Raw genomic sequence first — 20,460 nt, forward strand, 5'->3', positions numbered from 1 at the left:
CTCCGCCCTCGGCTACCTCACCCCCAACCAGTTTGAAAATCAGCACAGCAACCTCAACTAACTAAGCGACACCGGTCCAGAATTGCGTTGCACCTCAAAAGACATCTCCGGGATACACGAGCGAGCAAGGCATTCGATCCCAGGAAAGCCGTGCGGTCACATTACCCCTTCAGGCCTTCCTGGCGGAGGAAGTTTTCGACCCAGGTGATGTCGTATTGGCCGTTTTGGAAGTCGCTGGTGGTGAGGACTTTGCTTTGGAGGGGGATGGTGGTCTTGATGCCTTCGACGACGAACTCGCCGAGGGCGCGGCGCATGCGGCGGATGGCGATCTCGCGGGTGGCGCCGGTGACGATGAGCTTGGCGATCATCGAATCATAATACGGGGGCACTTCGTAGCCGGAATAGACGTGGCTGTCCACGCGGACGCCGCGGCCACCGGAGGTGTACCAGAGATTGATCTTGCCAGGGCTGGGGGCGAAGTTGCGGAAGGGGTCTTCGGCATTGATGCGGCACTCGATGGAGTGGCCACGGGGGACGGCGTTGACGACGTGCTCGCTGAGGGGGAGGCCGGCGGCGATGCGGATCTGCTCCTTGATGAGGTCGCAGCCATAGACTTCCTCGGTGATGGGATGCTCCACCTGGATGCGGGTGTTCATCTCCATGAAGTAGAAATCTTCACGGTTGTTATCCACGAGGAATTCGATGGTGCCGCAGTTTTCGTAGCCGATCTCTTTGCAGATGCGGACGGTGGCATCGCCCATCTTTTTGCGGAGGGCGTCGGTCATCTTGGGGCTGGGGCACTCCTCGATGATCTTTTGGTTACGCCGCTGCATGGAGCAGTCGCGCTCGCCGAGGTGGACGACGTTGCCCTGGCTGTCGGCGACGATCTGGAACTCGATGTGGTGGGGCTTTTCGACGAGCTTTTCCATGTACATGGAGCCGTCGCCGAAGCACTTGAGGGCCTCCATGGAGGCGGCCTGGAAGCTGGAGATGAGGGTGGCCTCGTTCAGGACGGGGCGCATGCCACGGCCACCGCCGCCGGCACTAGCCTTGATGATGACAGGATAACCAATTTTGCGGGCCCACATGAGGGCTTCTTCCTCGTTATGGATGAGGCCGTCGGAGCCTGGGGTGACAGGGACGCCGGCCTTGCGGGCGGTGGCGCGGGCGACGTTCTTGTCCCCCATCATGGAGATGACGCGGGAGCTGGGGCCGATGAACTTGATTTTGCACTGCTCGCAGACGTCGGCGAATTCGGCCTTTTCCGAAAGGAACCCGTAACCGGGGTGGATGGCATCCACGTTGGCGATCTCGGCGGCGCTGATGATGCGGCTGATCTTCAGGTAGCTCTCGCTGCTGGGGCCGGGGCCGATGCAGATGGCCTCATCCGCGAGGTGGACGTGCATGGAATCCACGTCGGCCTCGGAATAAACGGCGACGGTTTTGACATCAAGCTCTTTGCAGGCGCGGATGATGCGGACGGCGATCTCACCACGGTTGGCGACGAGGACTTTGCGGAACATGTGGGACGGGAGAGGGAGTTTGGCGGATCTTGACGGTTGTAACGGTTGACCTGCTGAAGTGACCGACCGTCAAGAGGTCAAACAGTCAAGGATGCACGGGCGAAGGGGCTCAGGCCTTGAGCTCAAAGAGGGGCTGGCCGTACTGAACGGGCTTGCCATCTTCGACCAGAACGCGGGCGATGGTGCCACGAAGCTCGGCCTTGATTTCGTTCATCACCTTCATCGCCTCGATAATGCAGACATTGGAATTCTCGTCCACGGAATCCCCGATGTTGACGAATGCTTTTTCGCCAGGGGCGGCGGAGCGGTAGAAGGTGCCGACCATGGGGCTGTTGATGGTGGGACCGGCAGGCTCGGCGGCGGCCGGGGCGGCGGCTGCTGGAGCGGGGGCAGCGCCCACGGCGGCCGGGGCGGCGGCCATTGCTACAGGAGCGGCGGCGGAGGCCACGGGCAGATGCTTCAGGAGCTCTTTGGCGGCCTGGAAGTCGGACCCGCGGCGCAGCTCGACCTTGGAGCCTTGATTTTCAAAGTGAAAGTAGCTGAGGTCATTTTCAGCCATGAGGGCGACGATCTGTTTGATCTGCTTCAGGTCCAAAGCGGTAGCCTCCTTGTCGTTAGATTTTGTTTCGTCCATTTCCGGGATATGGGTGCAGTTAGCGGTTTCGAGATTAGCGGCTCTGCCTGCCGTGGCAAGGATAAAGAAACGGGCGCTTTATTGACGGCGCCGTGGACCTTTTTTGTCCGAAGACCGCTTGACGGAGGCTCTCGGCGGACGGCTGGGGGAATCGCCACGGGGAGTGCGGGATTTGCCTGAGCTGCGGCCGGCACCGCCGCTGGAGCGGGGCTTGCGGTCACCGTCATCGCGGGATTTGCCTCCGCGTGAGCGCGGGGCTTCGTCATCGCCAGAGGAACGGGAACGAGGGCCGCGTGGGCGGTCATCATTGCCAAAAGCAGGGCGTGAGCGAGGACCTAGGGGACGTTCGACGTCACCAAAAGTCGGGCGTGCGCGGGGCGTGCGGCGTTCTTCGTCTCCAAAACCGGGGCGCTTCCGCGGGGCACGTGGACGTTCCTCACGGTCTGATGTCTCCGGGCGTGACCGGGAACGGCCTGCGCCGGACGAGGCAGAGCGGCCACGCGGAGTGCGCGGGCGGTCTTCGGAAGAAGAGGCGCTGCGGCCACGAGGGGTGCGGGAGGCGGGGCCGGTGCGGCGCTTGGGCCGGGCGTCTTCATCGCCAGCGTCGTCAGCGGAGGGAACTTTGGCGGCCTTGGGCGCTTTGGCCGGGCGTCCGGTGGCGCCGTCTTTGGAGAAGAAGCGTTCCACTTCCACTTCGGTGAGCTGTTTCCAGCCGCCTTTTTGCAGGCCTTTGAGCTCCAGCCAGCCGATGCGGGTGCGGGTGAGGCGCTCCACCTCAAAGCCGAGCTGGTAAAACATGAGGCGGATCTGGCGCTTGAGGCCCTGCTTGAGGACGACGTGGGCGCGGTATTCGGTGATCATCCAGGCGCGCTCGCACTTGGCGTGGCCTTCTTCAGTGAGCATGCCTTTGACGAGGCGGGCCATGGTGGCCTGGTCCATGGGCTTGTCCACGATGACCTCGTATTCCTTTTCTGCACCCATGCTGGGGTGGATGAGGCGGTGGGACAGCTCCCCCCGGTTGGTCATGAGGAGAAGGCCTTCGCTGTCTTTGTCCAGACGGCCAACGTGATGGAGGGTCTGGAACTGCTTGGGCAGGAGGGAATAGATCGTCATGCGATCTTTCTCGTCACTGCGGCTGCAGATGTAACCGCGCGGCTTGTTCAGGGCGATGACCACCCCGCCTTCGGCTTTGACGGGCTTGCCGTCGGCCACCACACGATCCTCATCGGTGACCTGGGTGGCCAGGTCCTTGATCACATGCCCATTGATGGAAACGCGACCTTCTTGAATGAGTACTTCGCAACCACGGCGGGAGCCGAGGCCGCACAGGCTGAGATAACGGTTAAGGCGCACGGTGGGAGGCGGGAGTTACCCGCGCAGACTATTCGGATTTGGTCTTGGGCAGGTTGGTCGGCAGGCGACCTTCCTTCCACTGACCGCGGGCCTTCATGAGCTTGATGCGCTCGCCGCGCTTAAGGACGCTGCGCTTGGTGCCAACGGAACCGGCGGTTTTGAGGCTGCGATGCTGAGACATGGTAAGAAAAGAAGGTTCGGGGTTACGAAAAAGGGTTTTGAGGATAGGCGAGGATGGGAAGTGCGCAAGAGGTTTGTTGAATGGAGGGAAACGAATGCCGGGGTGGGTAAAAAGATTTGGGGGTAAAAAGATTTTTTCTTGGGTTTTGGGGAAGGCTGCGCCGGAAATGAAGAGAAGATTATTTGGCGGTGGAGGCAGGCTTTTCGGCATTGGGCGGCATCCAGTCTTGACCAGTGGGGTGTTGACAGCCAAGCCTTGGCCGCCTGATTGAACCATGTCCGACGCCAGCGCCACTCCCATGATGAAGCAGTACCTCGCCATCCGGCGGGAGCTGCCGGAGGACGTGCTGCTGTTCTTCCGGCTGGGGGACTTTTATGAGCTGTTCTTTGAGGATGCCAAGACGGCGGCACCGCTGCTGAATGTGTCCCTGACGAAACGCAACGGGGTGCCGATGTGTGGGGTGCCGCATCATGCGTCCACGGGCTACATTGCAAAACTGATCAAGGCGGGCAAGCGGGTGGCGATCGCGGAGCAGACCTCGGAGCCGACTCCAGGGAAGATCGTTGAGCGGGCGGTTTCGCAGATCCTGAGCGCGGGGACGGTGAATGACCTGAACCTTTTGGAATCCAACCGGGCCAATTACCTGGCGGCCGTTTTCCGCGCAGGAAAAAAGCTGGGCCTGGCCTATGTGGACCTGACGACGGGGGAATTTGAGGTGGCGGAATTCAAGGAAGCCGTGGACCTGGTGGACGAGCTGGAGCGCATCCAGGCGAGCGAGCTGCTGTATAGCGATGAGCAGCGCGACCTGGTGGAGGCGCTGAACAGCCCGGCGTATGCACTGGGGGTGGAGGGGTATCTGTTCCTGGCGGACCAGGCGGACCATGCACTGACGCAGCATTTTAAAGTGAAGTCGCTGGACGGTTTCGGTTGCCAGGGGCTGACGGCGGCGCTGTGCGCGGCGGGGTGCATCCTGCAGTATCTGCAATTTCAGCTCCGGCGGAATGTGGACCACATCCAGCGGCTGCAAGTGGCGCAGACGAGTGATTTTGTGCTCATTGATGCGGCAAGCCAGGTGCATCTGGAACTGGTGACGGCGCGCGGCGGGGCGCAGCACACGCTGCTGAGCGCGCTGGACCGGACCTGCACGCCGATGGGCGGGCGAAAGCTGCGGCACTGGGTGCTGCATCCGCTGCGGGATCTGGACCAGCTCACGGACCGGCAGGACATGATCGCCGCGCTGCTGGCGGAGCCGCTTTTGTTAGGCCAGTTGCGCACGCTTTTAAAAGAGGTGCGGGATCTGGAGCGGACGAGCAGCCGCCTGAGCCAGGGCAGCGGGAATGGACGTGATCTTTTGGCCATGGCCACCTCTCTGGAAGTGGTGCCGTCTTTGAAAATGGCGATGGAGGAGGCGCGGAATACGGGGTTTGAGCGGCTGCTGGCGCATCTGCATGACCTGTCGGCGCTGGCGGCGGAGATCCAGGCGGCGATTGTGGATGAACCGCCGATGCAGATCAAAGAAGGCGGCGTTTTCCGGCCGGGCTATCTGGCAGAGCTGGATGAGCTGCGCGATGCTTCGACGTTAGGCCGCCAGTGGATCGCGGATCTGCAAAATCGCGAGATCGAGCGCACGGGGATCAAGAGCCTGAAGATCAAGTATAACGCCGTGTTTGGTTATTTTATCGAGATCACCAAGGCGAACGTGGGGGCGGTGCCGGCGGACTATCATCGCAAACAGACGACGGTAAATGGCGAGCGCTACATCACGGATGAACTGAAGCGCATGGAGGACAAGATCCTCGGCTCCGAGGAGCGCAGCAAGGCGCTGGAGTATGAGGAATTTGTGGCGCTACGCGGCAAGGTGCTGACGCATCTGGCGGAGATCCAGGAAACCGCGGGCGTGCTGGCGGTGCTGGATGCGCTGTGCTCCCTGGCGGAGACGGCGCGGCTGTTTAACTACACCCGCCCGGTGCTGAATGACACGCGCCACCTGTTCATCCGCGACGGGCGGCATCCGGTGCTGGACCAGAACCTGACCAGCGGTGAGCGTTTTGTGCCGAATGACGTGACGCTGGAGCCAGAGGAAAGCCGGCTCATTTTGATTACCGGGCCGAACATGGCGGGCAAAAGCACGTACCTGCGCCAGACGGCGCTGCTGACGTTGATGGCGCAAATCGGCAGCTACCTGCCGGTATCCAGCGCGGAGATCGGCCTGGTGGACCGCATCTTCACCCGCATCGGCGCCAGTGATGACCTGGCACGCGGTCAGTCCACCTTCATGGTGGAGATGAACGAAACGGCGCTCATTTTAAACAACGCCACCGAGCGCAGCCTGGTGATCCTGGATGAGATCGGCCGCGGCACGAGCACCTTCGACGGCCTGAGCATCGCCTGGAGCGTGGCGGAGCATCTGCATGACCACATCGGGGCGCGGGCGCTGTTCGCCACCCATTACCATGAGATCACCGCCCTGGCGCAGAGCCGCAGCGCCGTGAAAAATTACAACGTGGCGGTGAAGGAATGGAACCAGCAGATCATCTTCCTGCGCAAGATCCTGCCCGGCTGCGCAGAGAAGAGCTACGGCATCCAGGTCGCCCGGCTGGCCGGCCTGCCGGAAAATGTCATCGCCCGCGCCAAGGAGGTGCTGGCCCAACTGGAAGCCGGCCATCAACCGGCCGAAAGCGTGACCGACGTCCCCGTGCCGACCAGTGTGCCCGCCAAGGTGAAAAAGGCGACGCGGGCCGCCCGGGAGGATGAGGGGCAGATGGTGCTCTTTGGGTGATCAGTCAGGCCCGCAAGATCTTCTCCATCGCCTTCCCTTTGGCCAGCTCATCCACCAGTTTGTCCAGGTAGCGGATCTCCCGCATGGTCGGCTCCTGGACTTCTTCCACACGCACACCACAAACGGTGCCCTTGATCAAGGTGCGTGAAGGATTCATTTTGGGGGCTTCCTGGAAGAAGGTTTCAAAGTCGGTCTGCTTTTCCAACTGGGCTTCCAGTTGCTGCTGGGTGTAGCCGGTCAGCCAGCAAAGGATGGCATCCACCTCGGCCTTCGTGCGGCCTTTCTTTTCGGCCTTGGCGACATAGTGGGGATAGACGTCCGCGAAGGGGGTGGTGAAGATGCGGTGTTTGGTGGGCATAATATTAGGCACTGCAAACAACGTCATCCAACAGGCGGGTCTTTGAAGCGCTGATGTCCATGGGGGCCTGGTTGATGAAGTCGTCCAGCGCCACCTTCCTGAACAGGCATTTTCTTAAACCACTCATATCCACTAATAGACACTAATCATCAGAAACTGTTTGGATCATTAGTCCCGCAAGGCGGGATTAGTGACCATTAGTGGTTTTCAAAGCTTGGATTTTGATTTGTAAGCCTTGAACCCGCCTGCGCGAAATCCGCTGACAGACCCTGCCTCATCCGTCCGTTGCCGCATACACCTCTTACCTCCCATGACACGCATCTCCCACTGGCTCGCTTTTGCCGCTCTCGCGCTTCCTGTCGTTTCCACCGCGCAGGAGGAAAAGAAAACGCTGAATGTCCTCTTCATCGGCAACAGCTACACCGCCCGGCATAACCTCTCGACCGTCGTCAAGGCCATGGCGGAGGCGGGGAATCCGGGGCTGACGTTTAACCGGACGGATGTCATCTACGGCGGTCGCACGCTGAAGGATCACTGGCGGCTGGGCACGCAAAACATCGTCAGCCAGTCCACCGTCACGGAGGCTGAGGAAAAGGCCACCCTAGCTGCGCTGGAGAAGGCCGTGGCCGCAGATCCCAAGGACAAGTATGCCGCCAGCGCCCTGGCCCGGCACCGCGCGCTACTGCCGGTCCTGGAGTCCAACCGCCAGCCCTGGGACATCATCGTCCTCCAGTCCTACCGCGACGACCTCAGCGGCGATCCCACGCTTTATGCCCAGTATGCGCCCAAGTTTGCCTCGCTCGCAAAGGCGCAGGGAGCACGGGTGGTCCTCTACGAGACCACCCCCACCACGCAGAATGAAAAACCCCTGGCCGCCGCTCCGGATCCGGCCCCGGTTCTGGCCAAGACCCGCGCCATCGCCACGCTGGCCAACAGCATCGGTGCCTCCGTGGCCCCCATGGCCCTCGTCACCCAGCGCTGCCAGGAGCAGCGCCCGGACATCACCCACCGCTTCATCAATGACGCGCATCTCAATCAGAACCTCGCCTACCTCACCGCCTGCACCCTGTACGCCACCATTTTTGAAAAAAGCCCCGTCGGCCTCCCCGTGGATTCCATCACCGACATCCGCACCTTCGAAGGCAAACCGGCCGACAAAACCAAAGACCGCGACGGCCTCCCCCTCACCCGCACCTTCTCCGCCAAAGACCGCGCCGACCTCCAGCGCATCGCCTGGGAAGGCTGGAACGAGTTTCAGAAGCTGCGTTGAGGGGTCTTGATTGATGCACGCGAAGCCTATGGTGAAGTGCCGGTGTTTAGTCGGCATAGAACAGCAGGGCCAGATGCCAACTGACGCTTAGGTTTCTTCAGTGTGAATCTGTAATGACTCAATGATCGGCTGGAAGAATCGCTTCGATCTTTGATAATTTGTGCAGTCATAGTGGTGGAACGCCGAGCGCACTACCCATGGCATACTGGCGATGAGATGGCACACAATGCGATAGCACTTCTGACGGTCAAGAAAGTCACCTCCGAGCACGCTCAGCTCAGTACTCTCAGAACTCCACTCACCGGTTGATTGCCAAGCACTGTCTTCCATCTCATGAAGCGCCTGCACCTCCAGGCGATGGAACGACTCTAATATCTCACGCATTGGACGAGGGTCGTCATTAAAGCACCAAGTCGAAAAATACGCGCCCATTGCCCCGTCTGCGGACTCGAAGTAAATGTTCTGCTTTGCAGAACACTCCCGCTCTGACCAATCGCTCGGCAGGCGAACTTTCCAAGTCTCTGTGCTGATGGTGGCGTAGTCTGTCATGATGACTGGAATTGACGCATAGATTGCGCTGCGAGCAAGCTGGAGGAGGCGCCGCTGGCATCCTCCCAGGATGCCGCGTTGATTGAGTTTTACGCTCTCGCCTAACCAGGGGTGCGGTCGCTGAGGCTCCCTGACCGCCTGGCTACCGGCTGGGATGCCTCTGGCATCCGGGGGTTATGAAGAGGGGAGCTGTGTGCCAGGGACTAGAATCGTGGCAGATCGCGCGCCGTGCAGGCTTCTGCCGGAGGCGAGAAGGCTCTTGAGGATCAATCGGTTAGGTGGAGTGATTCAACTATGAGCCTGGCATCTTATTTGGCATCTTATTATAATCAATGTGCGATGATTCGATCTGGTTCAAGCCACTGCGCAATTTAGGTTGAGCGGGCTTCAGCCGGTGAGAGGGACGGAACCCTTTCAGGGTTCGACGGCCTATGATGCGTGGGTTGAGTGACCCGGGGTTCTGCGAACCCTGGGCTAAATTACGGAAGCCCGTTGGGCTTGGGATGAGGCGATTGGGGGCCTCCAAAATTGTGAGTTTGCATCTAAATTATGTGTATCAGTCATGAAATCGCGATGCTTCGTAGTGTTTAAACACTTTTTCCAATGTTGGGACATTAAGGGGAGAATTGACTGAGGCGAACAGGCTATTGATGATTAATTGGTTAGGCGGATTTGATTTAACAGTTAGGCTGGCTCTTATCCGGCCGGGACATGTTCAATCGGCTACACCATGAACGGGGAGGTTCTTGCGAATAGCCATCGAGAAAATGGCAGAAATTTTGTAGAGTATACGCCGTTCAGGTTCGCCGTGCTCTGCCAAGATTGCACTGTCGATAATATCCACAGCTTTATGCAACTCGGCTATAGTAAAGGACTGATCTTCGTAATAATTGAGAAGCCGGTCAAATAACCAGCAGCGATGTCGCTCGGAAATACCCTTCAATGGCGTAAGGTCATCGAATTCAATGGCGCCAACAATCGCCGGGCAATGCTTCGCCAGGGGACTGATGCTGACAAGGAGGTCGTAACTCATAGTGTGGGTTCAAACAAAGCCCGGAAACCTTGCGGCGTCCGGGCATGTGTGAAGTTAATAAATTTTTGATTCGATCAGCCGCCGATATTCCCAGCCCCATTCACCTGCGAATTCACGCGCAGGCGCAGGCCATTCAGCCGGATGAAGCCGGTGGCGTCGTCCTGGTTGTAGGCTTTGGTGGGGTCGGCTTCCATGGTGGCGATGTGGGGGTTGTACATGCTGAACTGGCTCTGGCGGCCGGCGGCGTGGATGCCGCCTTTATACAGCTTCACGCGGACGGTGCCGGAGACGTTCTTTTGGCTCTCGGTGACGAGGGCCTGGAGGGCGAGGCGCTCGGGGGCGTACCAGAAGCCATTATAAACCAATTTGGCGTACTCGGGGATGAGGCTGTCGCGGAGGTGCATGACTTCGCGGTCCATGGTGAGGGACTCGATCTGGCGATGGGCGAAGTGGAGGATGGCTCCGCCGGGGGTCTCATAGACGCCGCGGCTCTTCATGCCGACGAAGCGGTTTTCCACCATGTCCACGCGGCCGACGCCGTGCTTGCCGCCGAGTTTGTTCAGGGCCTTCATGACCTGGAGAGGGTTCATGGGCTTGCTATTCACGGCGACGCAGTTGCCTTTGTCGAAGTCGAGCACGACGTATTCGGACTTGTCCGGGGCGTCCTCAGGAAAGACGGAGAGGGTGGTGAAGTAGTCGCGGTATTTGACGTCGCCGGCATTGAACCAGGGGTCTTCCAGGATGCCGGCCTCGTAGCTGATGTGCAGGAGGTTGCGGTCCATGGAGAAGGGCTTTTTCGCGCTGGCCTGGATGGGGATCTTTTTCTCTTCGCAGTAGGCGATCATTTCGGCCCGGCCGGGGAACTGGGTGCGGAAACGCTCGTCGCGCCAGGGGGCGATGATTTCGAGGTCCGGGGCGAGGGCGGCGGTGGTGAGCTCGAAGCGGACCTGGTCGTTGCCTTTGCCGGTGGCGCCGTGGCCGATGGCGGTGGCGCCTTCGAGCTTGGCGATCTCCACCATGCGCTTGGCGATGAGGGGGCGGGCGATGCTGGTGCCGAGGAAGTACTGGCCTTCATAGATGGCCCCGGCCTGCATCATGGGGAAGATGAAGTCCTTGGCGAACTCTTCCTGGAGGTCGTCCACGTAGATCTTCAGCGCGCCGGTTTTTTTGGCTTTGGCGTTGAGGCCTTTGAGCTCATCGTCCTGGCCGATGTTGGCACAGAAGGCGATCACCTCGGCGTCATAGGTTTCTTTGATCCAGGAGAGCAGGACGGAGGTGTCGAGGCCGCCGGAATAGGCGAGGACGATTTTCTTTTTCATGATGGGTTCGGGGAAAGGAGCGGAGAGGATAAGCGGGACGGCGGCGTTGTCGAATGGAGAGGTGGGGGGAGGGGGGAAGAGTTCTCAGTGCGCAGTCCGCAGTCCGCAGTTCTCAGTGCGCAGTCGAATGGCGAATGATCCCGTGAGGCGGGAATGAAGGGCGAGGGGCGGTTCGGTCGTCGCTCTGCGACTCTTGGTTTGGAATCAGAAGACGTTACTCGTTCCCGGCCTTGAAAGGCCGGGCTAATGGCCGGTCGCCGCTCTGCGGCTGAACGGGGCAGCGCTGAAATCGGAGTTCATCGGGATTGCGGTTTTGCTGCTTCCAAGCTTCCTCGACCAGGTCCCATGCGGCTTGCCTGATGACAGCGCCGCCCTGCTTCTGCCAGAAGCGGATGTTTTCGGTGCGCATGTCATCCAGGCTGCTGCCTTTTTTTGCATACCAGCCGACGCGTATCGGAGGGGTTTGCGATGCGGTCATGGGGATGATTCTAACATAGAACGGGACCAGGGCAGAAAACAACTTTGAATCTGCCACACGGACATGTCAGGCAACGGAACAGCAGAGAATCTTGATTTTGGAAAATCGAGGTACGTGCTTGCTTGCCGGGCTGTGGTTTTTCGGGCACTAGGCGGCATGTTGCAACCGGTGCTCACGCCAGATGGCCTTCTCCTGACGGAGGGGGAGGGCGCGACTGCGGAGGAGAGGCGGCTGAGGGTGCTGACGCGGGAGGGGGCGGGGGCGCTCTTCATCGGCCTGGGGACGGAGCTGCTGGTGGCGGAGGTGGAAGTGCCGTGGCGCTGGCTGCGGGGGTGGGCTCGGCAGTTTTTGACACGGCTTTGTCAGCGGAAGGATCTGCGGCTGACGGAGGTGCCGGGGGAGGAGGAGAGGGGGGCGTTTATCCAAACGGCACCGCCTTTTCCGGGGGCGGAGCATTTGTCCCCTGCCCTGCTGGCGCGGTGGTGGGAGGCGATGGCGGAGCATGCGGCGCAGAGGATGGCGGTGCATCCGGGCGGGCTGGAGGGCTGGCTGAGGGAGGCGAACCCGGCGTGGCATCTGGTGGGGCGGGTGACGTTTCACCTGGCGGAAAACAAGACGGATGCGCAGCGGCCCTTCGCCTTTTTGGCGACCTTTACGGAGAAGCTGGGGGCGGGTGGGCAGGTGCAGCATTTGCCGCTGGCGCGGGCGCTGCAGATGTACTCCGGGCAGAAGGACCCGGCGGCGATGCAGGCGCTGCTGGAGCCGGTGAGGGCGGCGGCGGCGCAGAGTGCGCTGCTGCGGGAATGGCTGGAGACGCGGCGTCTGTTCCAGCCGCTGGCGCTGGATCCGCAGGAGGCGTACCGGTGGCTTCGCGACAGCCAGATTTTCCAGGAATGCGGGATCGTGGTGAAGCTGCCCAACTGGTGGCGTGAGGGCAAGGGGACACGGCCGACGGTGCAGGTGACGATTGATGCGCCGCCGGAGGGGAAGCTGCATGCGGGCGCGCTGCTGTCTTTTAAAGCGGAGGCGACTCTGCAAGGCAGCCCGCTGACGGCGGAGGAGTGGGAGCGGCTGCTGAGCGCGGAGACGGGGCTGGTTTCCCTGCGGGGGCAATGGGTGGAGGTGCAGGGGGCGAAGCTGCAACAGGTGCTGGATCACTGGAGCCGGGTGCAAAACGCGGTGGGGGAGGGGCTGATCGGCTTTTTAGACGGCATGAGGTTGCTGGCCAGGTATGTACCCATGGCGGGGGTGGAGGAAAATGTGTCGGCGGAAACGCTGCACGACTGGTCGGACATTGTGGCGGGCAAGGGGCTGGCGGAGGTGCTGGAAAGGATGCTGGATCCTGCCCAGGCGGAGCCGCCGGAGAATCTGCAGGCGACGCTGCGACCCTATCAGCAAAAGGGGATGGCCTGGTTGCATTTCATGACACGTTTGGGGTTAGGCGCGTGTCTGGCGGATGACATGGGGCTGGGGAAAACCTTGCAGGTCATTGCGCTGCTGCTGTTGCGCCAGGGGCAGTTTAAAGAACCGGCGTTGCTGGTGGTGCCTGCGTCGCTGGTGGGGAACTGGAAGGCGGAGATGGCCCGGTTTGCGCCGGATCTGCGGGTGGTGATTGCGCATCCTTCCATGATGGAAAGAAAGGATCTGGACCGCCTGGCGCGGGCACCGGCGGCGATGCTGCGCGGCTGCGATGTGATGCTGACGACGTACACTTTTTTACAACGCACGGAGAGCTGGCAGACCGAGCCGTGGAGCTTGGTGATCCTGGATGAGGCGCAGGCGATCAAAAACCCGGCCAGTGGCAGCACGCAGGCGGTGAAGAGATTGCAGGCTCCGGCACGGATCGCGCTGACGGGGACGCCGGTGGAGAACCGTCCAGGGGATCTGTGGAGCCTGTTTGATTTCCTGAATCCTGGGCTGCTGGGTCCGGCCTCCGTCTTTGCCCAGGTGGTGAAACAATGCGCGACGAGCCGCGAGGGCTATGCGCCGTTGCGCAGGCTGGTGCAGCCTTACATCCTGCGGCGCATGAAGACGGACCGCAGCATCATCAACGACCTGCCGGAAAAGATCGAGACCAAAGCCTGGTGCGGCCTAACCAGAAGGCAGACCACGATCTATGCCAAGCTGGTGGACCAGATGGCGAAGCTGATGAACGATGCCACCATGGACCCGGTGCGGCGGCAGGGGCTGGTGCTGAGCTTCCTGATCCAGTTCAAGCAGGTGTGCAATCACCCCAGCCACTGGAATGGCGACGGCGTGTGGGGCGCGGAAGACAGCGGCAAGTTTGCGAGGCTGGCGGAGATATGCGGCCACATTACGGAGCGTCGCGAGCGCGTGCTGGTGTTTACACAGTTCCAGGAGACGTGCGATCCGCTGGCGCGCTTCCTGGCGCGGGTGTTTGGCCGCGATGGGTTGGTCTTGCATGGCGGCACGCCAGTGAAAAAGCGGCCTGATTTGGTGGACACATTTCAGCAACCAGACGGGCCGCCGTTTATGGTCATCAGTGTCAAGGCCGGCGGCACGGGGCTGACGCTGACGGCGGCCACGCATGTCATCCACTTTGACCGCTGGTGGAATCCGGCCATCGAGAACCAGGCCACGGACCGCGCCTTCCGCATTGGTCAGAAGAAGAATGTACTGGTGCACAAATTCATCTGCCAGGGCACGATCGAGCAGCGCATTGATGCGCTGCTGGAAAAGAAAATGGCGCTTTCAGATGCGCTGCTTTCGCAAGACGGGAGCGCGGAATCCATGCTCACGCACATGAGCACGGACGAGCTGCTGCACCTGGTCTCGCTGGATGTGAATGCGGCGCTGGTGGGATGATCACTCTTCCAGGACGGGCCAGCCGCCGATCTCCAAAAAAGAATGGAAACCCAATGAGGGCCGAAGGGGTATTTGTCTGGTACCTGCCAAAATCCTATGCCTCATATCCACCATCTGTTTCTATGCGCCTTCCTCGCCCTGAGTGTTTCCCAAATCACCGCCGGACCGGCGGAGGAGGCGCGGCTCCTGAGCCGGGAATCCTACAAACTGGAGGCGGAAATGCGCAAGCTGGTCCCGGATATTGAGGATCGAGTTCCTGAACTGAAGGTGCTGACGGAGCAGGCCAAAGAAACGGACCGAAAAATCTATGAGGCCTTGAAGACCCATCCGGCACTGGCCGATATGAGGGCGAAGAGGGACCAGGCCTTTACTCAATTGACACACACCATTGGCAAAGGGGACCCCGCCGCCCACCAGGCAGCAAAGGATGCCTACGCACAGGCGGAACAGGACGTCAAGACGCAGGGCCGCACCGTGCCGGAAATCCAGGCGATGATGGATGAGGCGGCTAACCTGGGGGCCAGCTACATGGCAAAAAAAGACGCGGCCTACGCCCGGCAGCCGGAGACGGCTGAGCTGGCCAAAAAAGTGGCTGAACTGCGGGCCAAAGCCGCCGCGCTGCGCCGTGAGGCGCGCACTAGCACTAAGGGATGACCCTCAGCCGGAGAAACCGGCGGCCTTGCAGAGGAAACCGAAGGGTCTGGGAGCCGTCGGGATTCTGGGTGGTGACGCTGGGGTCTGCATCGGTCCAGTTCAGCAGATCCACCGAATGCTGCATCTTGGCAGATGACCATTCAGCCGCCTGGGGCCGGAAGCGGCCGGTCCAGGTCAGGGCTGGTGGTGTGGCGTCTGCATCCGCTTGCGGAAGCAAAACATCTGGGGTGGCCACTGAGGCGGAGGCTGCGTCCAGGACGAACTCCGCCGCATTTACCAGCCCGTCACCATCGGGGTCATCATTCATGCCTGACTGCCCTGGAGGCAGCGCCTGGGTGGCGATCCATTCATTAAACGGGATGTCCGGGTCCAGACCAAGGATGCTGGCCACGATCTCGCGATCAGTCATCGGAGTGATCTGCTTGGCGGGGTAACGGTTGCGAAAAGCCTCGATGACCATCTGGGCGATCTTGCCATGGGCGCTGGTGGCGGGGTGAAAGCCGTCGCCTGAGAAGACATAACGGGGCCGGGAGTCCGGGTCCGCCTCTTTGTAAAAATCAATGCCGCCGATGCGGAAGGGACCTTCAATGATGTCTTTGGTAAGCTGGTAAACGCCGGGAACAAAAGCGATGTTTTTGGACTGGGCAAAGGCAGCGAGCTGGGTATTGAGACTGTCGAGTGCAGCGGTGACACGGGCGGTTTTCAACGGGTCCGTGGGATACTGGCGCTGGATGTCGGGGGCGCAGCCGAGATGCGGAACGGAGACGAGGACCATGGGCAGGGAGCTCTTCTGCCCCAGCACGTAATTGACGATGCCCTTGATGGCATCGCGGGTGGCATTGATGTAGGAGGTGGGGGAGGCCCCGTTGTAAATCAGACCGTAAAAACTGTCCACATCGTTTCCCCCTGCGAAGACCACAGCGCGCTCAGCAGCATTTTTGATCTGGCCATTGAGCTCGGTTCTCCAGATCAGGCTTTGCCAGCTTTTGAGCTGGTCATTAATCTCCACCGCTGTGGCCCCAGGGAAGGCCCAGTTGTGCTCATGACCAGTCAGGCGCGGGTCAACGTAACCGTTGATCTCCCCCAGGTCGAACCAGGTGTTGCGGCGCTCGTGCAGAATTTCGATCCAGTTACGGGAGTCCCAGGAGGCCGGGTTGGTCGGGAACAAAATGGGAAATTCCAATTCATATTCCTTGGTGAGGCTGTCCCCCAGGACGACGCATTGCTCCGCCCTGGCGGGCAGGATGGACAGCCCGAAGATGAGAGGGAGCAGCAGACGAAAAGCGGGGGACACGATGAGTTCTGACGTAGAATACGAAAAAGAGTTCACTCCCGGCCTTCCTTTTGATGGGATTTGGTATGCGGAGATTGAATTTTCCTGAACGGGAAATGCGTGTTACTGTCTGCTGCCCTTATGGCCAACGTCCACCACACCCCCACCTGGAGCACGGCTCCGAGTTCCTCTTTCCGCTCCCGCGAGGACTGGAGCCTGAAGTGGTGGATCATGTTTGCACTCATCCTCTCCTTTCTGCTGCATGGGCTGCTTTACGTGAGTTTTGACAAGATCAGCCGCTTTCTGGGGCACAGCGCCCCGCCGATAAAGGTGGGCAGCGAGGTGACCGAACGGTTCAAAATTGACCCCAAACTGCTTCAGGAGCAGCAGGCCATCCAGGAGATTCCGGAGATCATCGCCCCCGGCAATGAACCGGACATCAAGGCCTTTGAAGCGGATCTGGACAGCTTTGACCAGGCCCAGATGATCCCGGAGAACCAGGAAATCGACCTGACGCCGAACGTCAAGGAAGTGACCAATTTCCTCCGGGCTGATGATCTTGGGGATGGCAAAACACCCGGCGGTGCCATGCCTGACATGGCGGCCCTGTTGACGCCTCAGGCCATTGCGACTCCGGACCTGGCTTCTGAAATGGCCGCCATGCGCCGGGACGTGCTTTCCAAACCGGTTTCTGAAAAACAGATGCTGCTGGATTCCGGCGGACTGGATCCGGCAGATGGCGGGCAGGTGGACATGAAGCTGCTGGATCAGGTGAAAGCCCAGGGCATCGGCGACGGGGCAGGTGACCGGGTGAAGGGCTTTAGCAATCTGGACGACCTTCTGGGCGGCGGCGGCACGATGGGCGGCAGCACCGCTCCCATCCTGATGCCCACCGACCTGCTGTTTGAATACGGCAGCGACCAGCTGGCCGAAGGAGCGCGGCTGAGCCTGATGAAGCTGGGTTTCCTGATCCAGAAGAATCCGAACTCCCTGTTTATCATCGAAGGCCATACCGACAGTTTTGGCGGTGACGAGTACAACCTCCAGCTCAGCCTGCGCCGCGCCAATGCCGTAGTGGAATGGCTGCAAACCTCCCTGCGCCTGGGCACAGACCGCATCCAGGCGGCGGGCATGGGCAAAACCAAACCTCTCGTGGCCACCTCCGGTACCGTGGAGGAGCAGGGCCTGAACCGCCGCGTGGAAATCAAGGTCCGGCCCCGGCAATAAAATTTCTTCCGTCCCGAACGTTGCGCTTTCGGTGGCAGCGACGTAACATGCAAAAGACATTCATGAGTGCCCCCGACGAATCCAAAGATCAACGGCTGAAACAGGCCGAGAAGATCACCAGCCACCCTGAGCAGTATAAGGTGTGTGAAGGTTGCGGATCCATCGTGGTCGCCCGGGCCATCACCTGCCCCAGCTGCCATGCTTATAAATTTGATGCCACCGCCGTGCGCGTGGTGGCCCAGGCCAAGGATCTGGCCATGCGCTCCGCCCATTCGGTACTGAGCTCAGATATGACTTAGCGCCGCAGGGGGAAAACCGGTTTTGTGGCTGATGCTGGCGGCTCATCCCGCGCACGTTCTTTTTCAGCGCTGTTGCGGTAGAAGATCACGCCGTTGCGCTTGAGGTTGAAGATGAGGTCTTTAAACTCGTTCTTGAGTTCGGCGTCATTGGTCAGGGCGCCCAGAAGGCCTTTGCCGGAGGTAATATTGCGCGCGGCGACGGAGAAGCTGTCGGCGGCGGTTTTGACGGACTTCAGGGTCTCATCTGCCGTGCCCATAGCTTTGTCGGCTTTGGCGATGACGGGATCCAGCTTGTCTACCATGGGACCGAGCTTCTCGGTGGTGGCCTCCACGTTTTTCGCAGAGACCTTGAAGCTGGCGGCGGCATCTTTCATGTCGGCGATGGCGGTTTTGAGATTGGTGGCGTTTTCATCCCCCAGCACCTGCTCGTCCACGCGGGTCATGGTCTTGTTCAGGTGCTCCATGCTTTCCTTGAAATCCTGGATGGTGGTATCGGCCAGGGCGTCTTTGTTGATTTTGACCATGGCCGCTTTCACATCCACCAGGGCGGTGCGGACGTCATCCAGGACAAGGTCCACTTTTTTGGCGACCACCTCCGCCTGGCCCTGGAGATCCGAAAGGCCGCCGGATTTGGCACCTTCGATGATCTCATCATAATCATGAGGCAGGAACTGGTCGGTGAGCTTGCCGCTGGGTTTGATCTCCACGAGGGCATCCCCCATGAGACCCTTGGAGCCGATGGCAAAAGAGGCGTCCAAGGGTATGTCCACACTGTCAAAAATCTCCAAGGTCATGATGACGCCGGTGAAGGTCTCATTCAGCTCCGGATGGACGAGCACTTTGCCTACTTTGGACCCGCCCAGAAAAACAGGGGAACCCATTTTGATGCCAGACGCATTGGGAAAGGCCACCTTCAGTTCATAGGTATCCCGGAAGTAGGTCCGCAGGCTGCCGAACTCCATGATCAGCCCTCCAAGCATCAGCAGGCCTGCCAGCAGGAAGACGCCCACGAGGATTTCGGTTTTACGTTCGTTGTTCATACAAAGGAGGGATCAATCAGGCACACATGCCGGAGCGGCCGGCGATAAAGTTTTGAATGTCCGGCTCGGGGGAGTTTCGGAGGTCATCTGCCGTGCCGGTGAAGGAGACGACGCCATTTTTTAGCATGACGACACGGTCGGCGATTTTGAAGACGCTGTTCATGTCATGCGTGATGACGATGCTGGTGACCTTGAAGCGTTTTTGCAGGCGCAGGATCATCTGGTCAATGACATCGGTGACGATGGGGTCCAGGCCGGCGGTGGGTTCATCGTAAAGAATGCATTCCGGCCTGCCGATGATGGCACGGGCGATGCCGACGCGCTTGCGCATGCCGCCAGAGAGGTTGATGGGCATCTTGTCCTTGTGCTCCTCCAGCTCCACGAGTTCCAGGGCTTCATGCACCCGTTGCTCGATCTCCGCCTTGTCCCGGATGCCAGCTTCCTTGAGCGGAAAGGCGACGTTTTCCGCGACGGTGAGGCTGTCAAAAAGCGCGGCATTTTGAAACAGATAGCCCATGCGGCGGCGGAAGCTGACCAGCTTGCGCTCGTTGAGGCTGCAAAGGTCCACTCCGTCCAGCTCCACGGTGCCTTCCTCCGGATGGATGAGACCAATGATGTGCTTCAGAAGCACGCTTTTGCCCTCGCCACTGGGACCGATGAGGACGACAGTTTCCCCGTGTTTGATGGTCAGATTCACCCCCTGGAGAATCTTCTGCGTGCCAAAACTTTTCTTCAACCCGGTGATGCGGATGAAGGGCACATCTGATCTGGCGGCAGGCGTGCTCATCACAGGGCGGTCCCCAGAGGAAAGAAGTAGTTCAGCAGCATGGTGAGGAAGAAATTGGCCACCAGCAGGGCCAATGAAGAAAAGACCACGGCTCGGGTGGTGCCAAGGCCCACACCCACGGCGCCGTTGGAGGCTTTCAAGCCCTGGTGGCAGGAAATCAATACGATCAGGATGCCAAAAATGAAGCCTTTGATCATGGCAAAGCTGAGATCTTCATGATTCGTATGGTCCTTCACATGATCCCAAAACCAGGCGAAAGGGATGCCAAAGACCCCGGTACCGACCACGGCAGCAGCGGCTAATCCGAAGACAATGGACTCCGCGATGAGCAGCGGCATGGAGATCATCATTGCCACGAATCGTGGCAGCACGAGGTAGTCCACCGGATGCGCGCCCATGACCCGGAGGGCATCCACCTGCTCGCTGACCTTCATGGTGCCGATTTCCGCCGCCATGGAGGCACCGACACGGCCAGTGACCATGAGGCCCGCCAACACCGGCCCCAGCTCACGGCATAGGGAAACACTGACGATGCCGCCAACGGTGGACTCAATGCCGAAGTCCTTGAACTTAAAGTAGGACTGCGCGGTAAAAACGGCCCCGGTAAAGGCCCCGGTGACAATCACCACTGCCTGGGAGCCAAATCCGATGGTGACAATCTGCTCCGCCATCAGCCGCAACCGCCAGGTTCCCTTGGTGACTGAGTCCCAAAGCTCACGCAAAAGCACGCCCAACTGCCCCAGATAGGCCAGGAAGTTTAAAAATGAGCGCCCTGGCAGAGCCAGGATTCCAGTGATTGCAGCCATTAGCTTCTACGATGGCACCATACGGGAATAAGGCAACCCGCAGACCCGCATTGCGCCTCTCGTAAAGGATG

At 60.1% G+C, this 20,460-nt stretch carries 19 protein-coding genes; 6 read left to right on the plus strand and 13 right to left on the minus strand.

Features of this window, described 5'->3' with window-relative positions; translation table 11 throughout:
• Positions 1–161 precede the first annotated feature (161 nt).
• The 4 genes from accC to WJU23_RS12775 all read right to left on the minus strand — a co-directional run bounded on the left by accC (position 162) and on the right by WJU23_RS12775 (position 3,691).
• On the minus strand, positions 162–1,523 hold the full coding sequence (gene accC, locus WJU23_RS12760) for an acetyl-CoA carboxylase biotin carboxylase subunit (protein WP_345736802.1): 1,362 nt from the start codon (positions 1,521–1,523) through the stop codon (positions 162–164).
• A 109-nt stretch (positions 1,524–1,632) separates the two neighbouring features.
• The gene (gene accB / locus WJU23_RS12765; RefSeq protein WP_346332964.1) at positions 1,633–2,157 is read right to left on the minus strand and encodes an acetyl-CoA carboxylase biotin carboxyl carrier protein; all 525 of its coding nucleotides are present in this window, start codon (positions 2,155–2,157) and stop codon (positions 1,633–1,635) included.
• Positions 2,158–2,235: 78 nt separating this feature from the next.
• A complete protein-coding gene (locus WJU23_RS12770) occupies positions 2,236–3,510 on the minus strand; it encodes a pseudouridine synthase (protein WP_346332965.1) in 1,275 nt (424 codons plus the stop codon).
• A 28-nt stretch (positions 3,511–3,538) separates the two neighbouring features.
• Positions 3,539–3,691: a small basic protein gene (locus WJU23_RS12775; protein ID WP_346332966.1), complete on the minus strand. Its 153-nt coding sequence runs from the start codon at positions 3,689–3,691 to the stop codon at positions 3,539–3,541.
• Between the two features lie 274 nt (positions 3,692–3,965).
• Here WJU23_RS12775 and mutS point away from each other — a divergent pair, with 274 nt between their 5' ends.
• The gene (gene mutS / locus WJU23_RS12780) at positions 3,966–6,470 is read left to right on the plus strand and encodes a DNA mismatch repair protein MutS (protein ID WP_346332967.1); all 2,505 of its coding nucleotides are present in this window, start codon (positions 3,966–3,968) and stop codon (positions 6,468–6,470) included.
• Positions 6,471–6,474: 4 nt separating this feature from the next.
• Here mutS and WJU23_RS12785 read toward each other — a convergent pair whose 3' ends face one another.
• Positions 6,475–6,828, minus strand: a complete 354-nt coding sequence (locus tag WJU23_RS12785; RefSeq protein WP_346332968.1) for a DUF2200 domain-containing protein — start codon at positions 6,826–6,828, stop codon at positions 6,475–6,477.
• Positions 6,829–7,138: 310 nt separating this feature from the next.
• On the opposite strand from WJU23_RS12785, the gene WJU23_RS12790 reads away from it, so the two are divergent.
• Positions 7,139–8,098 (plus strand): hypothetical protein, encoded by a 960-nt coding sequence (locus tag WJU23_RS12790; RefSeq protein ID WP_346332969.1) that lies wholly within the window; start codon positions 7,139–7,141, stop codon positions 8,096–8,098.
• Between the two features lie 87 nt (positions 8,099–8,185).
• On the opposite strand, the gene WJU23_RS12795 is transcribed toward WJU23_RS12790, so the two are convergent.
• The 4 genes from WJU23_RS12795 to WJU23_RS12810 all read right to left on the minus strand — a co-directional run bounded on the left by WJU23_RS12795 (position 8,186) and on the right by WJU23_RS12810 (position 11,477).
• Positions 8,186–8,647, minus strand: a complete 462-nt coding sequence (locus tag WJU23_RS12795) for a hypothetical protein (RefSeq protein ID WP_346332970.1) — start codon at positions 8,645–8,647, stop codon at positions 8,186–8,188.
• Positions 8,648–9,362: 715 nt separating this feature from the next.
• The gene (locus WJU23_RS12800; protein ID WP_346332971.1) at positions 9,363–9,680 is read right to left on the minus strand and encodes a hypothetical protein; all 318 of its coding nucleotides are present in this window, start codon (positions 9,678–9,680) and stop codon (positions 9,363–9,365) included.
• 74 nt (positions 9,681–9,754) lie between these two features.
• Positions 9,755–11,002, minus strand: a complete 1,248-nt coding sequence (locus tag WJU23_RS12805; RefSeq protein ID WP_346333308.1) for an argininosuccinate synthase — start codon at positions 11,000–11,002, stop codon at positions 9,755–9,757.
• A gap of 211 nt (positions 11,003–11,213) precedes the next feature.
• A complete protein-coding gene (locus WJU23_RS12810; RefSeq protein ID WP_346332972.1) occupies positions 11,214–11,477 on the minus strand; it encodes a hypothetical protein in 264 nt (87 codons plus the stop codon).
• Between the two features lie 168 nt (positions 11,478–11,645).
• Here WJU23_RS12810 and WJU23_RS12815 point away from each other — a divergent pair, with 168 nt between their 5' ends.
• Together WJU23_RS12815 and WJU23_RS12820 are read left to right on the plus strand one after the other, a co-directional pair.
• On the plus strand, positions 11,646–14,303 hold the full coding sequence (locus WJU23_RS12815; protein ID WP_346332973.1) for a DEAD/DEAH box helicase: 2,658 nt from the start codon (positions 11,646–11,648) through the stop codon (positions 14,301–14,303).
• Positions 14,304–14,399: 96 nt separating this feature from the next.
• Positions 14,400–14,957 (plus strand): hypothetical protein, encoded by a 558-nt coding sequence (locus tag WJU23_RS12820; protein ID WP_346332974.1) that lies wholly within the window; start codon positions 14,400–14,402, stop codon positions 14,955–14,957.
• Here the strand turns inward: WJU23_RS12820 and WJU23_RS12825 are convergent.
• Positions 14,947–16,251, minus strand: coding sequence for an SGNH/GDSL hydrolase family protein (locus WJU23_RS12825; RefSeq protein WP_346332975.1), 1,305 nt, complete (start codon positions 16,249–16,251; stop codon positions 14,947–14,949). The two genes, WJU23_RS12820 and WJU23_RS12825, sit on opposite strands and share 11 nt — an antisense overlap.
• Positions 16,252–16,371: 120 nt before the next feature.
• Here WJU23_RS12825 and WJU23_RS12830 point away from each other — a divergent pair, with 120 nt between their 5' ends.
• Positions 16,372–17,457 carry an OmpA family protein gene (locus WJU23_RS12830; protein ID WP_346332976.1) on the plus strand — a complete coding sequence of 362 codons (1,086 nt, stop codon included), beginning with the start codon at positions 16,372–16,374 and terminating at the stop codon, positions 17,455–17,457.
• Between the two features lie 62 nt (positions 17,458–17,519).
• Positions 17,520–17,756: a hypothetical protein gene (locus WJU23_RS12835; RefSeq protein WP_346332977.1), complete on the plus strand. Its 237-nt coding sequence runs from the start codon at positions 17,520–17,522 to the stop codon at positions 17,754–17,756.
• Here WJU23_RS12835 and WJU23_RS12840 read toward each other — a convergent pair.
• From WJU23_RS12840 to WJU23_RS12850, 3 genes are read right to left on the minus strand one after another with little or no spacing between them, the layout of a single operon-like run.
• Positions 17,753–18,796 carry an MlaD family protein gene (locus tag WJU23_RS12840; RefSeq protein WP_346332978.1) on the minus strand — a complete coding sequence of 348 codons (1,044 nt, stop codon included), beginning with the start codon at positions 18,794–18,796 and terminating at the stop codon, positions 17,753–17,755. The genes WJU23_RS12835 and WJU23_RS12840 overlap by 4 nt on opposite strands.
• A 16-nt stretch (positions 18,797–18,812) precedes the next feature.
• The gene (locus tag WJU23_RS12845) at positions 18,813–19,583 is read right to left on the minus strand and encodes an ABC transporter ATP-binding protein (protein WP_346332979.1); all 771 of its coding nucleotides are present in this window, start codon (positions 19,581–19,583) and stop codon (positions 18,813–18,815) included.
• Complete coding sequence (locus tag WJU23_RS12850; protein ID WP_346332980.1) at positions 19,583–20,389, minus strand: ABC transporter permease; 807 nt, start codon at positions 20,387–20,389, stop codon at positions 19,583–19,585. Before WJU23_RS12850 ends, WJU23_RS12845 begins: the two co-directional genes overlap by 1 nt.
• Between the last annotated feature and the right edge of the window lie 71 nt (positions 20,390–20,460).

Origin of the sequence: Prosthecobacter sp. SYSU 5D2, from assembly GCF_039655865.1 — a bacterium.
In the GTDB taxonomy this organism is placed as follows: domain Bacteria; phylum Verrucomicrobiota; class Verrucomicrobiia; order Verrucomicrobiales; family Verrucomicrobiaceae; genus Prosthecobacter.

Coding starts and splice junctions, on each gene's coding strand:
- WJU23_RS12785 (WP_346332968.1), bottom strand. CDS start 6,828: ATGCCCACCAAACACCGCATCTTCACCACCCCCTTCGCGGACGTCTAT.
- WJU23_RS12845 (WP_346332979.1), bottom strand. CDS start 19,583: ATGAGCACGCCTGCCGCCAGATCAGATGTGCCCTTCATCCGCATCACC.
- WJU23_RS12795 (WP_346332970.1), bottom strand. CDS start 8,647: ATGACAGACTACGCCACCATCAGCACAGAGACTTGGAAAGTTCGCCTG.
- WJU23_RS12830 (WP_346332976.1), top strand. CDS start 16,372: ATGGCCAACGTCCACCACACCCCCACCTGGAGCACGGCTCCGAGTTCC.
- WJU23_RS12810 (WP_346332972.1), bottom strand. CDS start 11,477: ATGACCGCATCGCAAACCCCTCCGATACGCGTCGGCTGGTATGCAAAA.
- WJU23_RS12850 (WP_346332980.1), bottom strand. CDS start 20,389: ATGGCTGCAATCACTGGAATCCTGGCTCTGCCAGGGCGCTCATTTTTA.
- accB (WP_346332964.1), bottom strand. CDS start 2,157: ATGGACGAAACAAAATCTAACGACAAGGAGGCTACCGCTTTGGACCTG.
- accC (WP_345736802.1), bottom strand. CDS start 1,523: ATGTTCCGCAAAGTCCTCGTCGCCAACCGTGGTGAGATCGCCGTCCGC.
- WJU23_RS12835 (WP_346332977.1), top strand. CDS start 17,520: ATGAGTGCCCCCGACGAATCCAAAGATCAACGGCTGAAACAGGCCGAG.
- WJU23_RS12790 (WP_346332969.1), top strand. CDS start 7,139: ATGACACGCATCTCCCACTGGCTCGCTTTTGCCGCTCTCGCGCTTCCT.
- WJU23_RS12775 (WP_346332966.1), bottom strand. CDS start 3,691: ATGTCTCAGCATCGCAGCCTCAAAACCGCCGGTTCCGTTGGCACCAAG.
- WJU23_RS12800 (WP_346332971.1), bottom strand. CDS start 9,680: ATGAGTTACGACCTCCTTGTCAGCATCAGTCCCCTGGCGAAGCATTGC.
- mutS (WP_346332967.1), top strand. CDS start 3,966: ATGTCCGACGCCAGCGCCACTCCCATGATGAAGCAGTACCTCGCCATC.
- WJU23_RS12820 (WP_346332974.1), top strand. CDS start 14,400: ATGCCTCATATCCACCATCTGTTTCTATGCGCCTTCCTCGCCCTGAGT.
- WJU23_RS12840 (WP_346332978.1), bottom strand. CDS start 18,796: ATGAACAACGAACGTAAAACCGAAATCCTCGTGGGCGTCTTCCTGCTG.